Annotated in this window: 18 protein-coding genes, 1 tRNA gene and 1 pseudogene; 12 read left to right on the forward strand and 8 right to left on the reverse strand. The window is 65.1% G+C overall.

Going from position 1 to position 20,961, the window contains the following annotated elements; genetic code table 11:
* Positions 1-34: 34 nt before the first annotated feature.
* The gene (pyrC, locus tag FOA17_RS00625) at positions 35-1,078 is read right to left on the reverse strand and encodes a dihydroorotase (protein ID WP_149139587.1); all 1,044 of its coding nucleotides are present in this window, start codon (positions 1,076-1,078) and stop codon (positions 35-37) included.
* Between the two features lie 90 nt (positions 1,079-1,168).
* Between pyrC and FOA17_RS00630 the strand changes: the two genes are divergently transcribed.
* Together FOA17_RS00630 and FOA17_RS00635 are read left to right on the forward strand one after the other, a co-directional pair.
* On the forward strand, positions 1,169-1,522 hold the full coding sequence (locus FOA17_RS00630) for a GFA family protein (RefSeq protein ID WP_149139588.1): 354 nt from the start codon (positions 1,169-1,171) through the stop codon (positions 1,520-1,522).
* Positions 1,519-1,914 carry a lysozyme inhibitor LprI family protein gene (locus FOA17_RS00635; protein ID WP_203232239.1) on the forward strand — a complete coding sequence of 132 codons (396 nt, stop codon included), beginning with the start codon at positions 1,519-1,521 and terminating at the stop codon, positions 1,912-1,914. Before FOA17_RS00630 ends, FOA17_RS00635 begins: the two co-directional genes overlap by 4 nt.
* A 3-nt stretch (positions 1,915-1,917) precedes the next feature.
* Here the strand turns inward: FOA17_RS00635 and FOA17_RS00640 are convergent, their stop codons facing one another.
* The 4 genes from FOA17_RS00640 to FOA17_RS00655 all read right to left on the reverse strand — a co-directional run bounded on the left by FOA17_RS00640 (position 1,918) and on the right by FOA17_RS00655 (position 7,397).
* Positions 1,918-2,856 carry a phosphoadenosine phosphosulfate reductase gene (locus tag FOA17_RS00640; RefSeq protein WP_149139589.1) on the reverse strand — a complete coding sequence of 313 codons (939 nt, stop codon included), beginning with the start codon at positions 2,854-2,856 and terminating at the stop codon, positions 1,918-1,920.
* Positions 2,857-2,982: 126 nt separating this feature from the next.
* Positions 2,983-4,020 carry a glycosyltransferase family 2 protein gene (locus FOA17_RS00645; RefSeq protein WP_149139590.1) on the reverse strand — a complete coding sequence of 346 codons (1,038 nt, stop codon included), beginning with the start codon at positions 4,018-4,020 and terminating at the stop codon, positions 2,983-2,985.
* Positions 4,020-5,063, reverse strand: a complete 1,044-nt coding sequence (locus FOA17_RS00650; RefSeq protein WP_149139591.1) for a glycosyltransferase family 2 protein — start codon at positions 5,061-5,063, stop codon at positions 4,020-4,022. Before FOA17_RS00650 ends, FOA17_RS00645 begins: the two co-directional genes overlap by 1 nt.
* Before the next feature lie 3 nt (positions 5,064-5,066).
* Positions 5,067-7,397, reverse strand: a complete 2,331-nt coding sequence (locus FOA17_RS00655) for a glycosyltransferase family 2 protein (protein ID WP_238991677.1) — start codon at positions 7,395-7,397, stop codon at positions 5,067-5,069.
* A 246-nt stretch (positions 7,398-7,643) separates the two neighbouring features.
* On the opposite strand from FOA17_RS00655, the gene FOA17_RS00660 reads away from it, so the two are divergent.
* The 3 genes from FOA17_RS00660 to hpbA all read left to right on the forward strand — a co-directional run bounded on the left by FOA17_RS00660 (position 7,644) and on the right by hpbA (position 12,708).
* Entirely contained in the window at positions 7,644-9,902 is a 2,259-nt protein-coding gene (locus FOA17_RS00660) for a glycosyltransferase family 32 protein (protein WP_149139592.1), read from the forward strand.
* Positions 9,903-9,920: 18 nt separating this feature from the next.
* A complete protein-coding gene (locus FOA17_RS00665) occupies positions 9,921-10,541 on the forward strand; it encodes a YdeI/OmpD-associated family protein (protein WP_149139593.1) in 621 nt (206 codons plus the stop codon).
* A gap of 130 nt (positions 10,542-10,671) precedes the next feature.
* Positions 10,672-12,708: an N-methyl-L-proline N-demethylase HpbA gene (gene hpbA / locus FOA17_RS00670; protein ID WP_149139594.1), complete on the forward strand. Its 2,037-nt coding sequence runs from the start codon at positions 10,672-10,674 to the stop codon at positions 12,706-12,708.
* A 178-nt stretch (positions 12,709-12,886) separates the two neighbouring features.
* On the opposite strand, the gene FOA17_RS00675 is transcribed toward hpbA, so the two are convergent.
* Both FOA17_RS00675 and FOA17_RS00680 read right to left on the reverse strand, forming a co-directional pair.
* Complete coding sequence (locus FOA17_RS00675; RefSeq protein ID WP_238991678.1) at positions 12,887-13,366, reverse strand: hypothetical protein; 480 nt, start codon at positions 13,364-13,366, stop codon at positions 12,887-12,889.
* Positions 13,367-13,570: 204 nt separating this feature from the next.
* Positions 13,571-13,646 (reverse strand) — tRNA-Ala (locus tag FOA17_RS00680).
* Positions 13,647-13,813: 167 nt separating this feature from the next.
* Between FOA17_RS00680 and proS the strand changes: the two genes are divergently transcribed.
* The 7 genes from proS (at position 13,814) to FOA17_RS00715 (ending at position 19,831) form a co-directional block, all read left to right on the forward strand.
* Positions 13,814-15,154: a proline--tRNA ligase gene (gene proS / locus FOA17_RS00685; RefSeq protein ID WP_149139595.1), complete on the forward strand. Its 1,341-nt coding sequence runs from the start codon at positions 13,814-13,816 to the stop codon at positions 15,152-15,154.
* Positions 15,155-15,298: 144 nt separating this feature from the next.
* Complete coding sequence (locus tag FOA17_RS00690) at positions 15,299-16,228, forward strand: class I SAM-dependent methyltransferase (RefSeq protein WP_149139596.1); 930 nt, start codon at positions 15,299-15,301, stop codon at positions 16,226-16,228.
* A 15-nt stretch (positions 16,229-16,243) separates the two neighbouring features.
* Positions 16,244-16,735 (forward strand): DUF2937 family protein, encoded by a 492-nt coding sequence (locus FOA17_RS00695; protein ID WP_149139597.1) that lies wholly within the window; start codon positions 16,244-16,246, stop codon positions 16,733-16,735.
* Between the two features lie 86 nt (positions 16,736-16,821).
* Positions 16,822-18,105 (forward strand): lipoprotein-releasing ABC transporter permease subunit, encoded by a 1,284-nt coding sequence (locus tag FOA17_RS00700; RefSeq protein WP_238991679.1) that lies wholly within the window; start codon positions 16,822-16,824, stop codon positions 18,103-18,105.
* Positions 18,098-18,775 (forward strand): ABC transporter ATP-binding protein, encoded by a 678-nt coding sequence (locus FOA17_RS00705; RefSeq protein WP_149139598.1) that lies wholly within the window; start codon positions 18,098-18,100, stop codon positions 18,773-18,775. The genes FOA17_RS00700 and FOA17_RS00705 overlap by 8 nt, the downstream gene beginning before the upstream one ends.
* Positions 18,776-18,827: 52 nt before the next feature.
* The gene (locus FOA17_RS00710) at positions 18,828-19,232 is read left to right on the forward strand and encodes a cytochrome c family protein (RefSeq protein ID WP_149139599.1); all 405 of its coding nucleotides are present in this window, start codon (positions 18,828-18,830) and stop codon (positions 19,230-19,232) included.
* A complete protein-coding gene (locus FOA17_RS00715) occupies positions 19,232-19,831 on the forward strand; it encodes a DUF1345 domain-containing protein (protein ID WP_149139600.1) in 600 nt (199 codons plus the stop codon). The genes FOA17_RS00710 and FOA17_RS00715 overlap by 1 nt, the downstream gene beginning before the upstream one ends.
* A 698-nt stretch (positions 19,832-20,529) precedes the next feature.
* Here FOA17_RS00715 and FOA17_RS00720 read toward each other — a convergent pair.
* Positions 20,530-20,961: pseudogene (locus FOA17_RS00720) on the reverse strand (integrase core domain-containing protein); the annotation flags it as partial.

A 20,961-nucleotide genomic window follows, 5' to 3' on the forward strand; every position in this document is an offset into this window, starting at 1 on the left:
TCGGAAATTTACGGATTTTCGTCGAAAATCCGCGTCAGGCTTCAACGGTCCAGTGCAGCGGAAAACCGGGGTCGAATACGGTCACCGGGCCGGCCTCTGTAAAGATCTTGGCCGGATAGGCATGCGGCGCCTCGTGTTTCACCAGACGGATCGTGCCTTCATTCACCGGCAGGCGATAGAAGGCCGGGCCGTTCAGGCTGGCAAAGGACTCCAGCCGGTCGAGCGCGCCTTCTTCCTCGAAGACATGGGCGAGGCAGGACATCGTATTGGTCGCGGTGAAGCAACCCGCGCAGCCGCAGGCATGTTCCTTCAGCGCATCGACATGCGGCGCGCTGTCGGTGCCCAGGAAGAAGCAGCCCGCGCCGCTGGTGGCGGCCGCCCGCAGTGCCAGGCGGTGCTTTTCGCGCTTGGCCACCGGCAGGCAATAGTAATGCGGCTTGATCCCGCCCACGAGGATGTGGTTGCGGTTGATGATCAGGTGATGGGTGGTGATCGTTGCCCCCAGATCGGGGCCGCCGGCGCGGGCATAGGCCACGCCTTCCTCGGTGGTGATATGTTCCATCACCACCCGCAGGCCCGGGGTCGCGCGGCGCAGCGGGTCCAGCACGGTGTCGATGAACACCGCCTCGCGGTCAAAGATATCGACCTCGGATGTCGTCACCTCGCCATGCACGCACAGGGGCAGGCCGATCTCGGCCATCACCTCCAGCACGCCGCGCACCCTGTCGAAATCGCGCACGCCGCCATGGCTGTTGGTGGTGGCCCCGGCGGGGTAGAGCTTGACCGCCTTCACCAGCCCGCTTTCGGCCGCCGCGCGCACATCCGCCGCCTCGGTCGCCTCGGTCAGATAGAGCGTCATCAGCGGTTCGAACCGCGCGCCTTCGGGCAGGGCGGCAAGGATCCGGTCGCGATAGGCCGCGGCCTGCGCCCCGGTCACCACCGGCGGCACGAGGTTCGGCATGATGATCGCGCGACCGAAATGGCGGGCGGTTTCGGGCAGCACACCTTGCAGCATCGCGCCATCGCGCAGATGCAGGTGCCAGTCGTCGGGGCGGCGGAGGGTGAGGCTCTGGGTCATGGGCGCGGGCTATCGCAATCGCCGGCGATTTTCCAGTGGATTCGCGGCGCCCCGCACCCTAGCCTTCGCCCGAGCAGGAGGGAGACGGACATGCTTTATCATGGCGGTTGCCAATGCGGCGCGGTGCGCTATCGGGTCGAGACGAGCCTGGATCAGCCGGTGACCTGCAATTGTTCGCGCTGTCAGAGGCTGGGCTCGGTGCTGGTCTTCGCACCAGCCGCCGACTTTGTGCTGGAAAGCGGGCATGACGCGCTGACCGAATACCGTTTCAACCGTGAGGTCATCCATCATCTGTTCTGCAAGACCTGCGGCATCCAGAGCTTTTCGACCGGCACCGGCCCGGACGGGGCGGAAATGGTGGCGGTCAATGTGAACTGCCTTGACGGTGTGGACCCGCGCGAGGTCGCCGCGCGCGCCTTTGCCTATGACGGGCGCGCGCTGTGAGGGCGCTGGCACTGGCCGTGCTGACTTTGGCGCCCACGCTTGCCGCCGCGCAGGAGATCGACTGCGCGCAGGCCATGGCGCAGGTGGAACTGACCTTTTGTGCCGAACAGGACTGGCAGCGCGCCGATGCCGATCTGAACGATGCCTACAAGGCCGCGCTGGCGCTGATGCGCCAGATCGACGCCGGTCTGGCCGCCGATCAACAGGGGGCCGAGGCGCATTTGCGGGCAGGCCAGCGCGCCTGGGTCAGCTTTCGCGACGAAGCCTGCGCCGCCGAAGGCTATGTGATGCATGGCGGATCGGCAGAGCCGATGGTGATCTATGGCTGTCGAGCCGGCCTGACCCGGCAACGCGCCGAGGGGCTGTGGCAACTGGCGGGCAGCGGCGGCTGAGCTTCAGCCCAGCTGCGCCTCCAGCTCGGCCTGGCGCTTGCGAAAGCGTGGCGCCTGCAACCGGGCATTGACCGACCGGCACACGCCAAGCGCGCGGCGCGGCTGGCCCGCGCCCTCGACATGCGCGAGAATGGCCTTGAGCCAGGGGCCAAAGACCCGCCGACGCCGCCAGAGCGCATGGAACAGGCCCGGCGTCAGATTGCCCTCGCCGGCGGCGGTCAGCAACAGCGGCAGGATGCCCATGGCCGCCAGCGGCACCTCGGGCTGCGGCCCGAGGAAGGGCGTGCGCAACTGCCGCACGAAGGGTTTGGTATAGAGGGCCGCATGCATCGCATCGGCCATCTCGCGCGGGTCATGCAGAACGAAGACCTCGCCGGTGCCCTCGATCATGTCGGGGCCATAGCCGAAACGGTCGGTGAAGTTCAGCCGCCGCGCGGCCAGCGTCCGGCGATCCCAACCGGCGACGGCGGGGTCTTGCGTGGCGCGTGGCGCGAGGGCCAGCACGGTGGCCCCCGGCGCGCAGACCGAAAAGGCACAGGCCGCATAGGCCCCCATCCCGGCGCCGTAAAAGACCACGCGGTCGAAATCCTCAAAGAAGGCGTCATCGACCAGCCGGTCGAAATAGCGATAGACCGCCGGGTCGCGATACCAGGTGTCGCCTTCGGCCATGATGCACAGCTGCGACCACCCCTTTGCCGCCGCCACCGACAGGGCAAAGGGCATCTGGTCGGGCCGCGCGCGCACCTGATCGACGGTTTCGAAGGACACGAGCAGGGTTGACCCCTCATCGGCGAAAAAGGCGTGATGGCGGGCGCCCAGCGGCTCGAAATAGCCTTCTTCCTCGCAGATCTCCTCCAGCCGCGCGAGCCAGCTTGCCCGGTCGGTCGCCATGGAGGCGTCATAGCGCGTCGCGGCGCGCGAGGGATGGGCAGTCTCTGACATGGTTTTCCCGGCAGTCTTCAATCGGATAAACAATATCTCGCAATGTCGCGTGTCGAAAGCAGGCAGACAAGGGGGCAGGGCCGGGGCAGGGCCGAAACAATCCGGGGCCACTGTTTCGGGCGCGGCTCAGGTCGCGGGCGGGCGCATCGCCGGGCTGTGGCGCCAGATCAGCCGCGCCTCGGCCGGGCTCAGCACGCGGCTGGCGGGCGTGATCAACAGCCGCCCGAACAGCGCGCGCCAGCTTTCCTCGGTCATCAATTCGGTGAAACGGTCGTGGCGCCATTGGACGGCAGCGGCGTGAAGCCGCGCCAGTTCGGGGTCGGCCAGCAGCGCCGCGCGCAGGGGCCGGCTGTCCAGCGCGGCGATCGAGCGATCCTCGATCGTGTCGAAATTGCGGTCCACCCAATAGGACATGTCAAACGGCCCGATCTCGCGATTCGCGCGGCCCCGGTCGCATTTGACGATATAGCTCTCCATCGCGCCCAAGGCGTAATGGTTCAGCTGCGCCAGGCCGTAACAATCGCGGCCGAAATCGGAAAAAATCCGTGTGGTCAGGAAATCGCCCGCCAGCGGCCGGCCCGACCCGTCGAACCAGCGCGCCTGTTCCAGCCGGGCGGGATCGGGGTCGCGGGGGCGATGGACGCCCAGCCGGCCATAGGTGCCGTCATTGCGAAACAGGGTCTTGAACAGCGCCGCCCGCCAGGGCCAGGGCAGGGCGGCGGGGGCCGCGCGGGTAAAGATCTCGGTCACCGGGCGGTCCTCATAGGCCACCACGCCGGCATTGCCGAACATCCGCCAGGTCAGCGGGATCGCCGTCGCCTCGGGCAGCGCCGACCAGAGCGCGGGCAGCCGGTGATCGCCCACATGGATGTTCACGAATTCATCGACATCCAGCACCATGAGCCAGTCGGCCGCCTTGACGCGCGGATGCCGCCCCGCCGCCTTCAGCGCCGACCATTGCGGCCCGCGCGCCCAGGGGCCGGGATTGCGCAGATGGGTGACATGGCCAAGCGCCGCCAGCCGGTCGAGCATGGCATCGGTGCCATCCTCGCAATCGTTGGAAAACACCACAACATGATCGAAACCCAGCACCAGGTGATGCGCCAGCCATTCCAGCAGGAACGCGCCCTCGTTCTTGACGGCGGTGATGGCGACCGCCCGCATCAGGCCGCCTGCGCCGCAGCCCTGGCCCGTGGCGCGCCCCGGCGCGCCGCAGGCAGGGGATCGGGCGGCAAGAGCCGTTCGCGATGCGCGGCGATCCGGGTCAGCATCGCCAGGAATTCGGGATGCGCCGCCAGTTCGGCGATCTTGTTGCGGTGCCAGCGCACGGCGCGCTGATGCAGCGTGTTCAGCCGCTGGTCCGACAGCAGTTCGGCCATCCAGCGCTCCACCTCGGCATCATAGCGGCGGATCAGGTCACAGGATTCGTCATTGGTGTCGTTATAGGCCCAATACTGGTAATCCATCTTGTCATTCACATGATTGACCTTGCCGCGCGCGGACTTGACCAGAAAGCTGTCGATGGAGCGCAGCTGGTAATGGTTGACCTGCGCATGGCTGTAATCGGCCTGCACCAGCAGCTTGTGATGCGCGGGCCGCAGCGGCGTCGCCCCCGGCAGTTCCAGATGCAGCGGCGTCTCGAGATCGGGCTTCGGCAGCGGCAGATGCACGCCCACACGTTCCACCTGTTTCAGGATATCGGCGCGGAACAGCGATTTGGGAAAGGCATGCGGCACATAGCGCGGGCCAGAGGTCGCATTGGCGCGGGTGAATTGCCGGGTGATCGGCCCCTCCTCAAAGCCGCGCTGCCCGGCGGTGCCAAAGCGGCGCCAGGGCACGCAGATCGCATGGGCGCCCGGGCTGGCGGCGGCGGTCAGTGCCCGGACCGACCCGTCGCCGATGCGCGAGGCCAGAAATTCGTCGGCATCGCAGACATAGACCCAGTCGGCCTTGCGCACCTCATGATAGCGCGCGCCCTGTTTCAGCGCCTGCCGCTGGATCGACTGCCCCGGGCGATAGAGCGTCTGGTGATGCCGGGCGAGACCCATCCGTTGCAGCCGATGCACCATCTTGGCGGTGGCGTCGTCGCAGTCATTGGTGCAGATCACGAACTGGTCGAAACCAAGCGCCTTGTGATGGGCGAACCATTCCAGCAGGAAGGCGCCTTCGTTCTTCATCGTGGTCAGGACGGTATAGATCTCAGCCATGGTTCAATGCTCGGCCTCGCCGCTATGTTCGACGGTGAAAAAGAAATCCTCGGGCAAATCGCGCATGTGCAGGTCATCGGGAATGACGCCCGGCCCGGCCAGAAACACGGCCGATCCGAAATGCTGCTGCATGCGGCAAAGCCGCTCCATGCGCGGGCCGGTCAGCTCGGCATAGAAGGTGCGGTAATGTTCGGTCTGCATCAGCGCCGCGATCTTGGCGCGGTGACTGGCGATCGAGAAATCATGCGCCGCCCGGATCTCAGGATCGGCCAGAAGGCGGTCATATTCGGCCCGCGCCGCCGGGATCATCCGCTGGATTGAACGATCCTCGTCAAGATTGTGGTTCATGCGGAACCAGTAGTTCAGCCCCTGATCGCGATCGACATGGTTCACCCGGCCCCGGTCGCGCTTGACCAGAAAGCTCTCGGCGCTGCGCACGGCGTAGTGATTGAGCTGCACCCAGTCATAGCCATAGGTTTCGGTCGTCGATCGCCAGGCGTTGCGATAGGCCTCGCGCGGCATCGGCCGGCCCGACCCGTTCAGCCAGCGCACCTCGGACCACAGGTCGGGGCGCAGGCCCTTGGGGCGGTGGACGCCCAGCTTCTTGTAGATGTCGATATTGCGAAACAGGGTCTTGAAGCCCCAGGCCTGATGCGGCTTGCGCACCAGTTCCGGCGCGCAGCGGTCGAACTGCTCGATCAGAAAGCGGTCGTCATAGGCATGCACATCGGCATTGCCGAACAGCCGCCAGGTGAGCGAGATCATGTTGGCATCGCCCATGGCCTGATAGAGCGCGGCCAGCGTGCCGTCGCCGATCTTGACGTCGATGAATTCATCGACATCCATGCAGATGCCCCAGCCGCAATTCTGCATCACGGGTTCCTGCTCGGCCGCTTGCAGGGCGGCGTGCTGGGGTTTCAGCTCGCCGCCGGGCACATAGGGGTTGATGCGGTGCTGCACGATGCCCTTGCGCATCAGCAATTCCAGCATCGTATCGGTGCCGTCGGTGCAATCATTGGTATAGATCAGGAAATCGTCCACCCCGATGGCGCGGTGATAGGCCAGCCATTCCAGGATGAAGGGGCCCTCGTTCTTCATCGTGGTGACGATGGCGGTGCGCCCGGCCTGGGTCGCGGCGGCAGGTCCGGGGCGGGGGCGCGAGACGGGCGCGCGCACGGGGCGGTGGTTGAACACCTCGCCCGCCAGCGCGATCAGCGCGGGATCTTCCACCAGCGAGGATTTGGGCGCCAGTTCCGCCGAATTGCGCGCCGGCACCCGCAGCGCCATGGCGCGGTAGAAATGCGCGACGCCCGAGGGGTCGGGCTTGGCATAGGCCACGCGGATCATGCGCCAGGTGTTTTCCAGCCCCGCCTTGCCCGGCGCCACGCCCCAGCGGGCCATGCCGCGCCGCTGGTCGAATTGGCGGCAGATATGGTCGCCGAACATCGCCTGCGCGTCGGGCCGCACCCGCCAGGGATAGACGCGATGCCCCACCAGCAGGATGACCCCATGTTCCGCCGCCGCGCAAAGGTCGAATGCGCCCTTCTGCCCCGGACCCGCCGGCGCCAGCATATCGCAGGCATCCAGCGTCAGCACCGCCCGCGCCTCGGTCAGAAAGCGCCATTTCAGCGCCTCGTAGATCAGCCCCTCGCCCAGGGGGGCCAGCCAAGGATCGGCGGCGGGCTGTTCCATCCGGTCCTTGCCGGGGGCGTCGGGCGCGAGAAAGGGGTGGGTCTCCGGCCCCATGCCGGGCTTGCCCAGCGGCAGCGGGCAATCGACCAGCACCACGATCAGCCCGGTGCCGGTCAGCCGGTGGCGCAGCGCCTCGGCAAAGGCGGGCAGGTCGGCATCGGCGGCGCGGTTCACGATCACCGCCCCTTGCAGCCCGTGATGGCGGGCATGATGGCGCAGCCCTTCGGCCACCTGTTCGGGCGTTTCCAGAAAGCGAAAGCCCAGCGTCACGTTCAGCCCGTGAAACAGCGCGCCCTCGGCCTCGGCCACCTCCAGATCCAGCGTATCGCCCCCGGCCAGCGCCAGCCGCAGCGCGCCTTCGGGCTGCGCCACCACGGCCAGCAGTGCGCCCGAAACCCCGCGCAATTCCTGCGGATGGGCACAGCCCGGCGCCCCGTCCGGCGCCAGCGCGGCAGGATCGCTGCCCTGGGCAAAGCTCAGATAGACCCGTTCGCTCCGTCGCACGGCATCAAGCAGCGCCGGCAGGCCCGGCAGATCGAGACGCCGCGCGCAAAGACGGCGCAGCAGCACCGTGGCGTCGGGTCGCGCGCCCGGCATCACATCCTCCGGGCGCAGGCCCGGAGCCGAGATGTCGTCTGACATGACTGCCCTCAAACGTCTTTTCTTCAGTGGTGGCTTCAAGGCCCCTTGTGCCCGACGTTAGCACCGCCTTTGCCGCGCCGCCAAGCCGCCGGGGCGGCAGAAATCGCATAAACCCCGGCGGGAATGGCAGAAATGCCGCAAAACCATTGGCAATCCGCCCCATCTTCGCCAGAATGTTTCCGAAAATGCGATAATCGGGGGCCAGACCGTTCTGGCGCAGCCCCGAGGGAACGAGTGGGCAGGAAAATGGCACGCAAGCGCGAGGTGGGAACGCTCTGGATCGGCGGGGGCTTGAGCTGGATGGAACAGCTCTGCCTCAAATCCTTTGTGGATGCCGGGCAGAAGATCACCCTGTTTCATTACGAGGACATCCCGAATGTCCCCGAAGGCGTGATCCTGCGCGACGGGCGCGAGATCCTCGATACCGACAATTTCCTGAAATACGAAAAAAAGGACAGCTTCGCGCTGTTCGCCGATCTGTTCCGCCTGCACATGATCCACAAATGCCCGGGCATGATCTGGGTCGATACCGATGTCTATTGCCAGCGGCCGATGGACTATGACAGCGATTATGTCATGGGGTTCGAACTGCCCGGCAACCGGCGCATCAACAATGCCGTGCTGGGCCTGCCGGCCGACAGCGACCTTTTGCGCGCGATGCTCGATTTCACAGCGGATCTGTATCCGAAGCCCGATTTCCTGCCGAAAGAGGATCACGAGGCCTGCCTCGCCGCCGCCGCCGCCGGCACGCCGCTGCATGTGTCGCAACTGACCTGGGGGGTGTGGGGGCCGCTCATGGTCACGCATTTCGCGCACAAGCTGGGGCTGGCCGACAAGGCGCTGCCGCTGCCGGCCTTTTACCCGGTGCCGTTCCCGCGTCGGCTGGAATTCCTGCGCCGGGCCGAGGTGGTGGACATGTCGGTCAGCGACGAGACGACCGCCCTGCATGTCTGGGCCTCGAACAAGCGCGAGATCGGCCTGCGCCATAACGGCATGCCGCCGCCGGGCAGCTGGTTCGACCGGGCCTGCAAGGCGCATGACATCCAGCCCGGCAAGGCGATGATCAAGGGCCGGGGCAAGCACCAGTTCGACACCGCCCTGGTCGAACAGCTGGATCTGGAGGAGGTCACCCGTTTCGGCGATGTGGGGGGCAATGCGCAGGGCGTGGCGATCGCCGCCTATGAACGCTGGGATTGCGATATCCTGATCATCGACATCACCGGGCGCGGGCAATGGCCCGAACGCCCCTCGCGCTGGCTGGAGGGGTATCTCACCATGCTGCGCGACCATGGCGTGCCCGAGGAAAAGATCCGCGTGGCCGCCACCGCGCAAGACCTGACCGGCTGCACGCTGATCTGCAACCTGTCGGGTTTTGGCGATATCAACAAGATCTCGCATCTGGAGCCGGTGCTGCAACGATGCCTGATGCCCGATACCGTGATGATCACCGATATCCGCAAGGGATCGGGCGCCTATCCTTTCCTCAACCGCTTTGGCAGTTGCGACACGCTTTCCACCCGCAAGGTCGATGACGTGCCGGTGACGCGGGCGCTGTTCCGCCCCACGGCCGAGGCGGCGGTTCAGGCGGCGGGCCTGCGCGCCGAACAGGCCGCCGTGCCGGGCGAGCCCGCCGACTGGGCCGGCATTGCCGCCATGCTTGCCGGCGAAAAGGGCTGGGTGCGCGATGGTGACAGCCATTCCTTCCTGTTCGTGCCGCGCGGGTCGGATACGCTGGTCGTGACCTTTGACAATCTCGACATCGCGATGACCAAGCGCGAGGACCGCCGCCCCTGGGGCTATGGCTTCATCGAGAAACAGGGCTGGGACATGCTGGGCGTCATGGCGAATGGCTGGACCTGGTATCGCGACCCCTGGGTGCATGAGCAATTCGACGATCTGGCGACCTCGGCCTTTTTCGACGGCTACAAGCGCGTGGTGTTCTACGGCGCCTCGATGGGGGGCTATGCCGCCTGCGCCTTTTCGCCGGCCTGTCCGGGGGCGGATGTGGTGGCGATCAGCCCGCAATCCACGCTGGACAAGACGCTGGTCCCCTGGGAAACCCGCTATCACACCGCCTGGGACCGCGATTTCAGCGGTCCCTATGGCGATGCCGCCGAGGTGTCAAAGGCCGCCGGGCGGGTGATCCTGCTTTATGACCCCTATGAGCCGCTGGATAGCGGCCATGTCGCGCGCTTTACCCAAGGCAATGTGCTGAAGCTGCGGGCGCCGCTGATGGGGCATCGGCTGGGCTCCAGCCTGCAACAGATGGGCGTCCTGTCAAAGGTGACCACCGGCGCGCTGAACGGCACGCTGACCGAGGCGGAGTTTTACGGCCTGTTGCGGGCGCGCAAGGGCTTTGCCCGCTATCAGAAGGAACTGTTCAAGCGGGCCATAGCGCGCGGCCGCCCCGATCTGGCCCGGCGCATCGGCCGTTTCGTGCTGACGCGCGGTGGCAACCGCTTCATCCGCAAGAGCATGGCAGAGCTGGAGACCGCCGAGGGTTGAGCGGCGGAAAGGGGGCCGATGATCACCGCGATCGAGGACTATTTCGCCAAGGGCTGCGGCCGCTGCGCCCGCTTTGACACCGCCGATTGTGCGACCCGGCTCTGGGCCGGGGGGCTGGCCGCGCTTCGCGCGCTTTGCCGCGAGGCCGGTCTGGACGAGACGCTGAAATGGGGCCATCCCTGCTATGCCCATGCCGGGCGCAATGTGGCGATCATCGGCGCCTTCCGTGCCGATTTCCGCCTGACCTTCTTTGACGCCGCGCTGCTCGACGATCCGGCGGGGCTGATGGAACGCACCGGCCCCAACAGCACCCGGCCCGAAACCATCCGCTTTCACAGCGCCGAGGAGGTGGCGGCACGCCGCGCGGCGGTGCTGGCGCTGCTGGCGCAGGGCCGCGACCATGCCGCGCAGGGGCGCCGCGCCCCGCGCGCGACCGTGACGCCCGACTGGCCGGACGAACTGCGCGACACCCTGGCGGGCGACCCCGTGCTGGCCGCGGCCTTTCACGCCCTGACCCCGGGGCGGCAGCGCAGCTACCTGATCCAGCTTGCCGGCGCCAGGACCGCTTTCACCCGCCGGGCGCGTCTGGCCCGCTGGCGCGATCGCATCCTGTCCGGCAAGGGCGCGACCGAGCGCTGAAACCCGCTGTTTCGGTTGGCATTGGGGCCATCTAGCGTAGAATGTTCATCAGTGAATGAAATATTGACATAGGTGAACATTTTAGCGAGAAAGGCAGCATAGCCCGCCAACCACCTTACGGAGCCGCGCCATGTCGAACGATCCGCTGTTGCAACCCTACAAGCTGAAGCATCTGACCCTGCGCAACCGGATCATGATCACCAGCCATGAACCGGCCTATCCCGAAGACGGCCTGCCCAAGGGCCGCTACCGCGCCTATCACGTCGAACGCGCCAAGGCAGGCGTGGCGCTGACCATGACTGCCGGCTCTGCCGCCGTTTCGCGCGACAGCCCTCCGGTCTTCAACAACATCCTCGCCTGGAAGGACGAGGTGGTAGGCTGGATGAAACAGCTGGTCGATGAATGCCACGATCACGGCGCGGCGGTGATGATCCAGCTGACCCATCTCGGCCGCCGCACCCGTTGGGACAAGGGCGACTGGCTGCCCGTCATCGCGCCCAGCCATGAACGCGAGGCCGCGCATCGCGCCTTTCCCAAGCGGATCGAGGAATGGGACATGACCCGCGTCATCCGCGATTTCGCCGATGCGGCAGAGCGGATGAAGGCCGCCGGCGTGGACGGGATCGAGCTGGAGGCCTATGGCCACCTGCTTGAACAATTCTGGTCGCCGCTGACCAATGACCTGGAGGCGCCCTATGGCGGCAGCCTCGACAACCGGCTGCGCTTTACCTTCGACGTGCTGCGCGGCATCCGCGACCGCTGCGGGCCGGATTTCATCGTGGGGCTGCGCTATACCGGCGATCAGGATCTGCCCGGCGGCATGGGCAAGGCTGAGGGGCTGGAGGTCAGCCAGAAGCTGAAGGATAGCGGGCTGGTCGATTTCCTCAACGTGGTGCGCGGTCATATCGACACCGATCCCGGCCTCACCGACCTGATCCCGATCCAGGGCATGCGCAGCGCCCCGCATCTGGATTTCGCGGGCGAGATCCGGGCCGCCACCGGCTTTCCCACCTTTCACGCCGCGCGCATCCCCGATGTGGCGACCGCGCGCCATGCCATCGCCTCGGGCAAGCTCGACATGGTGGGGATGACCCGCGCCCACATGGCCGACCCGCATCTGGTGCGCAAGATCGTCGAGGGGCGCGAGGATGACATCCGCCCCTGTGTCGGCGCGAATTACTGTCTGGACCGCATCTATCAGGGGGGGCTGGCCTTCTGTCTGCACAACGCCGCGACCGGCCGCGAGGAGACGTTGCCCCACAGCATCCCCGCCGCGACGGCCCGCAAACGCATCACCATCGTCGGTGCCGGCCCCGCCGGGATGGAGGCCGCCCGCGTCGCCGCCGAACGTGGCCATGCCGTGACCGTGTTCGAGGCCGCCGACCAGCCCGGCGGCCAGATCCGCCTGACCGCCCAGGATGAACGCCGGCGCGAGATGATCTCGATCATCCGCTGGCGGCAGGAACAATGCGACAAGCTGGGCGTCGAGTTCCGCTTCAACACCTATGCCGAGGCCGCCGATGTGCTGGCGACCGATCCCGATGCGGTGATCATCGCCACTGGCGGCCTGCCGCATACCGAGGTGCTGGCCGAGGGCAATGACCTGGTCCATTCGGCATGGGATATCCTGTCGGGCGATGTGAAGCCCGGGCGCAATGTGCTGATCTATGACGATGCGGGCGACCATGCCGGGCTTCAGGCGGCCGACATGATCTCTGCCACCGGCGCCGGGGTGGAGATCGTGACCCCCGACCGCAGCTTTGCCCCCGAGGTCATGGCGATGAACCTGGTGCCCTACATGCGCAACCTGCAAGGCCGCGACACCACCTTTACCGTCACCTGGCGGCTGGATCGGGTGACCCGCGACGGCAACCGCCTGCGCGCGACGCTGGGCAGCGATTACGGCGCCGCCAGCCGCGACCGGCTGGTCGATCAGGTCATCGTCAATCACGGCACCCGGCCGCTGGACGAGCTTTACTTCACGCTCAAGCCGATCTCCTCCAATCTGGGCGAGGTGGATTACACCGCGCTGACCTCCGGCGCGCCGCAAGCGGTGCTGCGCAACCCCGAAGGCCGGTTCAGCCTGTTCCGAATCGGCGACGCGGTCTCCGCCCGCAACACCCACGCCGCCATCCACGATGCGCTGCGACTGGTGAAGGATCTGTGAACGGCGGGGCAGGGGACGAAAAGCGCCCCTTGCCCGGTCCCTTCGCACCGGGTGGAGATGCGGACTTCCTTGATATGACTAGTCAATTCCGCTTATGGCCCTGTGCGGACCCTGAAGCACCATGCAGCGTGCAACAGCATTGAGTCCATAACAGACACTCGCGTCACAAGATGCGTAGCTAGACAGGCGTATCCATGAATGGCTCTGCAACAACCTGATGGTTGTCCTCATACATGACATAACCCACGCGATCCGAGCGAATGATCTCAGTTGGGTAGCCGTGTTCGTCCAAGAGAGCGACGAGGTCAAATGCTCTGGAAATAACGTCAGTGGCGTCCTCCTTGAACCAACTCAAACCAGCGGTAAACTCGAGGTTGCGATGGCTTTTGACGGCTGAACGGCTGAACTTCTTGGGAACTGAGAGGTTGGCCCTGAACCAAGACAACGCTTCTTCAAGCCGTTCTGCGGAATATGGATCCAGCAATCGATCAGCGCGCAATTCGTAAGCAGCGCAGAAGAAGCCTTCCCTTGCTCTGCTGCCAATGAGACGATTGGGCCGAACAAACCGGATGAACATGCTGTAACCTTGATTGAATGAACAGATAATCTGTTTGACCATCTTTTCTACAAAGATTTCGACGAATTTATGGAAGTCCACTTGGTCCCGCAAAACGATCGTCTTGCGAAGCGCGGCGAATGAGCGCTCTCGGTCCGATTGCACACTCCGGGTCGGAGCGCAGCAAGTGGTAATGTGGACGCGAACCTGCCCTGCGCGAGGCACTGCCGAGGGGCGGCGTCAGTGGAAACAAAGGCCGTAACGGCAGTTGCCTGTCCCCTGTGCTTGCCTGAGACGGATTTTGTTTGGTGGAGCCAGGGAGGATCGAACTCCCGACCTCTTGAATGCCATTCAAGCGCTCTCCCATCTGAGCTATGACCCCACCGGGTGTCGCCTGCGCATATGGGTGCGGCGCGGCGATGCGGGCTATCTAGGGGATGGCGCGGGGGCGCGCAAGGGGGAAATTGCAGCCCCGTCGCCGCCCACGCCAAACTTGCCCCGCCGCAGCGAACCCGCTAGGAACGGCCAAACCCTTGCAAGAGGCCTGCCATGCGTCTGTCGCGCTATTTCCTTCCCGTGCTGAAAGAAAACCCCGCCGAGGCGCAGATCGTCTCGCATCGCTACATGCTGCGCGCCGGCATGATCAAGCAGCAGGCGGCGGGCATCTATTCCTGGCTGCCGATGGGCTACAAGGTGCTCAAGCGCATCGAACAGATCGTGCATGAGGAGCAGATCCGCGCCGGTCACATCCCGCTGCTGATGCCCACGCTGCAACCGGCCGATCTGTGGCGCGAAAGCGGCCGCTATGACGATTACGGCCAGGAAATGCTGCGCATCAAGGACCGGCACGACCGCGACATGCTCTATGGGCCGACGAATGAGGAGATGATCACCGACATCTTCCGCGCCCATGTGAACAGCTACAAGGATCTGCCGCTGACGCTGTATCACATCCAATGGAAGTTCCGCGACGAGGTGCGCCCGCGCTTTGGCGTGATGCGGGGGCGTGAGTTCCTGATGAAGGACGGCTACAATTTCGACCTGACCAAGGATGACGCGCTGCACGCCTATAATCGCCATATGGTCAGCTATCTGCGCACCTATGAACGCATGGGCCTGACCGCGATTCCGATGCGCGCGGCCTCTGGTCCCATCGGCGGCGACAATACCCATGAATTCCTGGTGCTTGCCTCGACCGGCGAATCCGAGGTGTTCTATGACGACCGCGTGACCGCGCTGAAACTGGGCAATCGCGAGGTCGATTTCGATAACCGCGCCGAGGTTCTGGGCATCTGCGAGGAATTCACCTCGCTCTATGCCCGCACCGACGAAACCCATGACGCGACCCTGTTCGACGCCATCCCCGAGGCGCATCGCAAGGTGGGCCGCGGCATCGAGGTCGGGCAGATCTTCTATTTCGGCACCAAATATTCCGACAGCATGGGCGCGACCGTCGTGACCGCCGATGGCAATCGCGTGCCAGTGGAGATGGGCAGCCACGGCATCGGCGTCAGCCGCCTGCTGGGCGCGCTGATCGAGGCCAACCATGACGACAAGGGCATCATCTGGCCCGAAGGCGTGACCCCCTTCCATTGCGGCATCGTGAACCTGAAACAGGGCGACGGCGCCACCGACGCGGCGTGCGAGGGGCTTTACAAGGCGCTGAAGGCCAAGGGGCTGGACCCGCTTTATGACGACCGCGACGAACGGGCAGGGGCCAAATTCGCCACGATGGACCTGATCGGCCTGCCCTGGCGCATCACCGTCGGGCCGCGCGGCCTGGCCAATGGCGTGGTCGAACTGACCAGCCGCCGCAGCGGCGAAAGCGAGGAAATGTCGGCCGAGGCCGCGGTGGACCGTATCGCCGCGATCTATGCCGATCACCCGTGATCCACATCCGCCGATTGTGCGCGATTTGCGACAGCAAGGGGCCTTCGGGCCCCTTTTTCATGCCCGAAACCCGATTTTGCGTTGACCGGGGCGGTAAACTGACTCAGATTTTCATCAAAAGATAAAAGAAAATTGAGGCAGCAGATGAAACACGATCCCGCCGAGGTCATCGCGCGCGAGGCCGCATTTCCCGCCATGCACCGTCAGGGCCATGCCGGCTTTGTCGCCGATCTGAAACTGCTGCGCGACCAGCATTATGGCGAATTCCTCCGCTCCACCGCGCAGAAATTCCCCGGTGTGAACGAGGTTCTGGCCGCCTTTGACGATGCCCCGCCCGAGGAATTCGCCCAGGCCTATGTCCTGACCGAAGACCAGATGGCGCAACTGCGCAAGACGCGGGTGCAGAAGAAATACCTGCGCCGCTTCGGCAATATCCGCCGGAGCTGGGCGCTTTTGCTGCAATATCTGCCCGAGCTTATGGTCAAGGGCGCCCCGCAACGCGAGGTGCTGGAGCTTTCGACCGCCCATGGCGCCACGCTGGAGATCCTGCGCCACAAGGGCCATAGCGTGCTGGGCAGCGATTTCCCCAACTTTCTGGGCAAGAACAACGAACACGACAGCCGCGAAAGGGGGGTCAACAGCTTTGTCCCCGGCCTGCATCGCGACGACCACGGCTTTGTCAACGACGCGGGCGAGGCCGAGGGCTGGATCTATCAGCCGCTGATCGAAAGCCTGGGGCTGGATGTGACGCTGTTCGATGCGGGGCAGGTGCCCTATCCGTTCGAGGATCGCCGCTTTGACACGCTGATCTCTTTCGACGCGATCGAACATTACTGCCATCCGCGCGACTGGATGAAGCTGGTGGACGAATTCACCCGGCTGGCGCGGCGCTCGGTGCTGATCGTCACCAACCCGGTGCAGGAACACAAGCTGGAGGATGCCGATTACATGGCGGCCTTCTACGCCTTTCAAAAGGCGATGCGCCACTATCGCCGTGACGGGTTTGAATGCGTGACCGCCGGCATGTATCGCCATCAGCTGACGGTGTTCAAGCTGATGCGGACGGGTGACTGACGGGGGCGCGGGGCGATGCTGCGGATCCTCGCGCTGGCGGGGGCGGTTGCGGGCGGCGTGGGCCTGTCGCAATTCCCCGAATTCTCGCAACAATATCTGCAACGGCTGGCCGGGCAGGTGGATGCTCTGTCCGAGGTGGTGCGCGATTTCGACGCGACTGCGACGCGCAACCTGCTGACCCGCGAACAGGCCCTGGCCGACATGACCGGCACCGCTTTCCTCGAGGACCGGCGCAGCGATCTGACCCGCACCTTTGCGCGCCATGACCGGCTGTCGGCCAATCTGGCCGATCTGCGCGCGGCCAGCCCCTTGCAACGGCTGACCATGCCGCAAAAGCTGGGCGATGGCGAAACGCTGGCCGCGACCTGGGCCGATTTTCGCCCCGCCGTGCCAGTGACGACCGACGGGCTGATCACCGCCGGCATCGGCTTTCTGGGCGGCTGGCTGGTGACGACGGGGCTGCTGGGCCTGCTGGCCTGGCCCTTTCGCCGCCGCCGCGCCGTCTGAGGCTGGCGCGAAGGTGAAGCCCCGCCGGCTTGACCTTTCGCCGGCCCGCCGTCAGGGTGCGCGGCGCAACTGACAGGGGTTCCGCCTTGGCCACGACCGCGCCGTTTTCCCGTTTTGAATGGATGATCGCCTGGCGCTATCTGCGCGCCCGCCGCGCCGAGGGCGGTATCAGCGTCATGACCTGGATCAGCGTGATCGGCATCGCGCTGGCGGTCTTTGCGCTGATCGCCACCATGGCCGTGCGTGCGGGGTTCCGGGCGGAATTCGTCAGTTCGATCCTGGGTGCCAATGCCCATGTCACCGTCTACAGCGCTGGCCAGCAGGATGCCTCGGGCCGCATGGTGCGGGGCTTTGCCGATTATGACGCCCGCGCCGCGCGCATCCGCGCCCTGCCCGGCGTGACCCGCGCGGCCCCCATCATCCGCGGGCAGGTCATGGGCACCGCCAATGGCGTCAATGCCGGGGTGGAGGTCTATGGCATGGCGGCCGATGACGTGACCGGCGTGCCCAGCCTGACCACCGGCGACGACGATTTCGGTGATCTGCAACGCTTTGAGGATGGCATCGCTATCGGCTCGGGCGTGGCGCGCGAACTGAATGTCTCGGTCGGCGACCGCATCCGCATCATCTCGCCCGACGGGGTGAAGACCGCCTTCGGCACCAGCCCGCGGGTGAATGCCTATGAGGTGGTCTATGTCTTCACCACCGGCAGCCCCGAGATCGACCGCACCCGGGCCTATCTGCCCTTTGCCGAGGCGCAGACCTATTTCAACCGCGAGGGCATCGCCGACGAGATCGAGGTGATGGTCGCCGATCCCGACCATGTGGAGACCTTTGAACTGCCGCTGTTGCAGGCGGCGGGGGATGGGGCGCTGCTCTGGTCCTGGCGCGACAGCGCGGGGAACTATCTTCAGGCGCTGACGGTCGAGGACCGGATGATGTTCATCCTGATGTCGATCCTGGTGCTGATCGCGGCGATGAACATCGTCTCGGGCCTCATCATGCTGGTCAAGAACAAGGGCCGCGATATCGGCATCCTGCGCACCATGGGCCTGGGCGAAGGCTCGGTCCTGCGGGTTTTCTTCATCTGCGGCGCGATCACCGGGCTGGCCGGCACCGCGCTTGGCATAGTCATGGGCTGCGCCTTTTCCTACTGGTTCACGCCGATCTTCGATTTCGTGAACTGGGTCGCGGGGGGCGGGGTCTGGGATCCCACGGTGCGCCCGATCTACCACCTGAGCGCGCGTTTGCAGGCCGGCGATGTGGCGCTGGCGGCGGGGCTGTCGCTGATCCTGTCCTTTGTCGTCACCATCTTTCCGGCCTGGCGGGCCGCCCGCATGAACCCGGTGGAGGCGCTGCGCTATGAATGATCACGCATTGCGGCTGGAGGGGGTGACCAAGGCCTATAATCGCGGTCTGCCGGGCGAGGTGCAGGTGCTGCGCGGGGTCGATCTGACGCTCGCACGCGGCGAGGTCGTCGCGCTGGTTGCGCCCTCGGGCGCCGGAAAATCGACGCTTCTGCATATCGCGGGGCTGCTGGACAGCGCCGATGCGGGGAGGGTAGTGATCGGCGGGCAGGATCTGACCGGGCTGGGCGATGCCGCGCGCACCCGGGCCCGGCGCGAGGCCGTGGGCTTTGTCTACCAGTTCCACCACCTGCTGCCCGAGTTCAGCGCGCTGGAAAACGTGGTGCTGCCGCAGCTGGCCAATGGCGTGGCCCCCGCCGCCGCCGAGGCGCGCGCGCGCAGGCTGCTGGAGGCTGTGGGTGTGGCCGACCGCGCCCATCACCGCCCCGCCCAACTGTCGGGCGGCCAGCAACAGCGCGTGGCCTTTTGCCGCGGCCTGGCCAATGCGCCGCAGCTTCTGCTGGCGGATGAGCCGACCGGGAACCTCGACCCTGCGACCTCGGATCAGGTCTTTGGCGCGCTGATGGGACTGGTGCGGGAAACCGGCCTTTCGGCGCTGATCGCCACCCATAACCTCGATCTGGCGGCGCGGATGGACCGGGTGGTGCGGCTGGAGGCCGGGCGCATCCTGTGACCCTTGCGGCGGCGCGGGGGGCGTGGTTCTGTGGGGGAAAGAGGAGTGCCCCATGCGTCTTACCCCCGCCCTGCTGATCCTGTCCACCCTGCCGCTGGCGGCCTGCCTCAAGGCCGAGGAACCGGCCCCGACCGGTGCGGGCGATTTCGCGGCCTATTGTTCGGGCTGCCATGGCGCGGGCGGCAAGGGCGACGGGCCGATGGCCGCCACGCTGGGCAAGCCTCCGGCCGATCTCACCCGGCTGGCGGGCAAGGATGGCAAGATCGACATGGCCCGCACCATGAGCAAGATCTACGGCGCCTCGGCCAGCCACAGGGGCGATCTGATGCCCGAATTCGGGCCGCTGCTGGAAACCGACAAGACCGTCCTTTACGACAGCGGCGACGGCATCCCCACGCCCACGCCGCTGCGGCTGGTCCAGGTCGCGGAATATCTGCAAACGCTTCAGGCGCGCTGATGTTCGCCCGCCATCGCCGGTTCCTGCTGGCCTTCGTGACCGGGCTGGCGCTTGGCGGGGCGAGCCTTGGCGCGGGCGTGGCGGCGGGGCAGGCGGTGCTGCTGGCGGCCAACGGGTTCTTCATCACCTATCTGGCGCTGATGCTGCGCTTTGCCCGCAGGCAGACCCCCGCCTCGCTGCGTGCCCATGCCGAACTGACCGATGAGGGCGTGCCGCTGATCGCGGGGCTGGCGCTTGGTGCGGTCGCGCTCAGCCTGACGGCGATCGGCTTTGCGCTGTCGGATGCCAATCCGGTGGTGGCGGCGCTGGCCGTGGCCTCGGTGCCCCTGGGCTGGTTGACCCTGCATGTGCTGGCGGCGTTTCACTATGCCGCGCTCTGGTATGGCCAGGACGCGCGCGGGCTGGTCTTTCCCGGCGCGACCAAGCCCGATGCCTGGGATTTCCTGTATTTCAGCCTGACCATCGGCATGACCGCGCAGGTGTCCGACGTGGTGATCGAACGCCCCGCCCTGCGCCGTCTGGTGCTGGCGCATGGGGTCGTGTCGTTCTTTTACAATACGGTGATCGTGGCGCTGGCGGTGAATGCGGCTGTGGGGTGAATTTATAGTAGCCCCTCAATTGTAGGCTTCTTCTTCAGATCTAGGGAAATGGGGTCATTTCCCAAAATAAGCCCTAGATTGCGAAGCTCGTCTAGGGAATAGTCAAAGCTCGCGATGTTTCCACAAAAATGGTTTTTTAGTGTTGATACTGAGACTTTTTTGGGTCCCCAAAAGGTTCTATTCTTCATTGTCATTAATATCCTGCGTGCCCCAACGTCAACTTGGCTGCGCTTTGATAGGCCAATAATGGATTTCTCCATGCCCTCAAGCGCAACATCATGATGGTCAATGCCGAAGTAGTGGCTATGTGTGTGCTGAACAGTTTCGATGTTTGAGGTGCCAATCATGACGACCTCTTTCTGTTCGTGTTCCGGATGTTCAGCTTCATACCTCAAGTATTGCGCGACGGCTATATCTGGATCGCGGCTAACCATCTCCCAAGTCAGAAAGTTTCCGTCTGACCAGTCGAATACTAGAATCCAGTTATTGAAGTTTCCTGCCTTGCTTTTCTCTATGCTTGTCATCGCCCTGATCACATTTTGATTTACATACCCAGAGAGCTGGTGATCGGATGATGCGCTGTTGATAACCGCCTCAGCAAGAGCGCGCATCTCTTGGAGTTTAATTTCGTCTTTGGGCTGCAATCGCTTAGTTGTTTCAATTTCGTGTAGTGCATTTGAAAAGTGCTTGAAGTACTTGTCGCATCCCGGAAGGTAGTATGGCTGTTTGCTGAACAGCTGTGGCTTGAGTTTGTGCCAGTCCTTCATCGCCTGCAAGGGCGACTTGCAGCCGAGGGCTGATTGCGGGAGCTGCTGGTTGTAGAGCCAAACGTAGCGGTGCAGCGTGGTTTCCAGTTCCTCGCCCGACCGGAAGTGGTGACTTTGCAGGACCTCCTCGATCCGGCCGTTGAAACGCTCGACCATGCCGTTCGTCTGGGGCGATTTCGGCCGGGTCAGGCGGTGTTCGATGCTCAGTTCGGCGCAAAGCTTGTCAAACTCGTGCTCGCCCGTCGCGGCGCGCTTGCGCAGGCCGAACAGACGGTCGGTGAACTCCTTGCCGTTATCGGTCAGAATGGTGCGGATGCGGAGCGGGCAGGCGCGCTCCAGGTCGCGCAGAAAGCGCCGGGCATT

The sequence above is a fragment of the Gemmobacter caeruleus genome, assembly GCF_008271655.1.
In the GTDB taxonomy this organism is placed as follows: domain Bacteria; phylum Pseudomonadota; class Alphaproteobacteria; order Rhodobacterales; family Rhodobacteraceae; genus Gemmobacter; species Gemmobacter caeruleus.

Coding starts and splice junctions, on each gene's coding strand:
- pyrC (WP_149139587.1), bottom strand. CDS start 1,078: ATGACCCAGAGCCTCACCCTCCGCCGCCCCGACGACTGGCACCTGCAT.
- FOA17_RS00630 (WP_149139588.1), top strand. CDS start 1,169: ATGCTTTATCATGGCGGTTGCCAATGCGGCGCGGTGCGCTATCGGGTC.
- FOA17_RS00640 (WP_149139589.1), bottom strand. CDS start 2,856: ATGTCAGAGACTGCCCATCCCTCGCGCGCCGCGACGCGCTATGACGCC.
- FOA17_RS00645 (WP_149139590.1), bottom strand. CDS start 4,020: ATGCGGGCGGTCGCCATCACCGCCGTCAAGAACGAGGGCGCGTTCCTG.
- FOA17_RS00650 (WP_149139591.1), bottom strand. CDS start 5,063: ATGGCTGAGATCTATACCGTCCTGACCACGATGAAGAACGAAGGCGCC.
- FOA17_RS00655 (WP_238991677.1), bottom strand. CDS start 7,397: ATGTCAGACGACATCTCGGCTCCGGGCCTGCGCCCGGAGGATGTGATG.
- FOA17_RS00660 (WP_149139592.1), top strand. CDS start 7,644: ATGGCACGCAAGCGCGAGGTGGGAACGCTCTGGATCGGCGGGGGCTTG.
- FOA17_RS00665 (WP_149139593.1), top strand. CDS start 9,921: ATGATCACCGCGATCGAGGACTATTTCGCCAAGGGCTGCGGCCGCTGC.
- hpbA (WP_149139594.1), top strand. CDS start 10,672: ATGTCGAACGATCCGCTGTTGCAACCCTACAAGCTGAAGCATCTGACC.
- proS (WP_149139595.1), top strand. CDS start 13,814: ATGCGTCTGTCGCGCTATTTCCTTCCCGTGCTGAAAGAAAACCCCGCC.
- FOA17_RS00690 (WP_149139596.1), top strand. CDS start 15,299: ATGAAACACGATCCCGCCGAGGTCATCGCGCGCGAGGCCGCATTTCCC.
- FOA17_RS00695 (WP_149139597.1), top strand. CDS start 16,244: ATGCTGCGGATCCTCGCGCTGGCGGGGGCGGTTGCGGGCGGCGTGGGC.
- FOA17_RS00705 (WP_149139598.1), top strand. CDS start 18,098: ATGAATGATCACGCATTGCGGCTGGAGGGGGTGACCAAGGCCTATAAT.
- FOA17_RS00710 (WP_149139599.1), top strand. CDS start 18,828: ATGCGTCTTACCCCCGCCCTGCTGATCCTGTCCACCCTGCCGCTGGCG.
- FOA17_RS00715 (WP_149139600.1), top strand. CDS start 19,232: ATGTTCGCCCGCCATCGCCGGTTCCTGCTGGCCTTCGTGACCGGGCTG.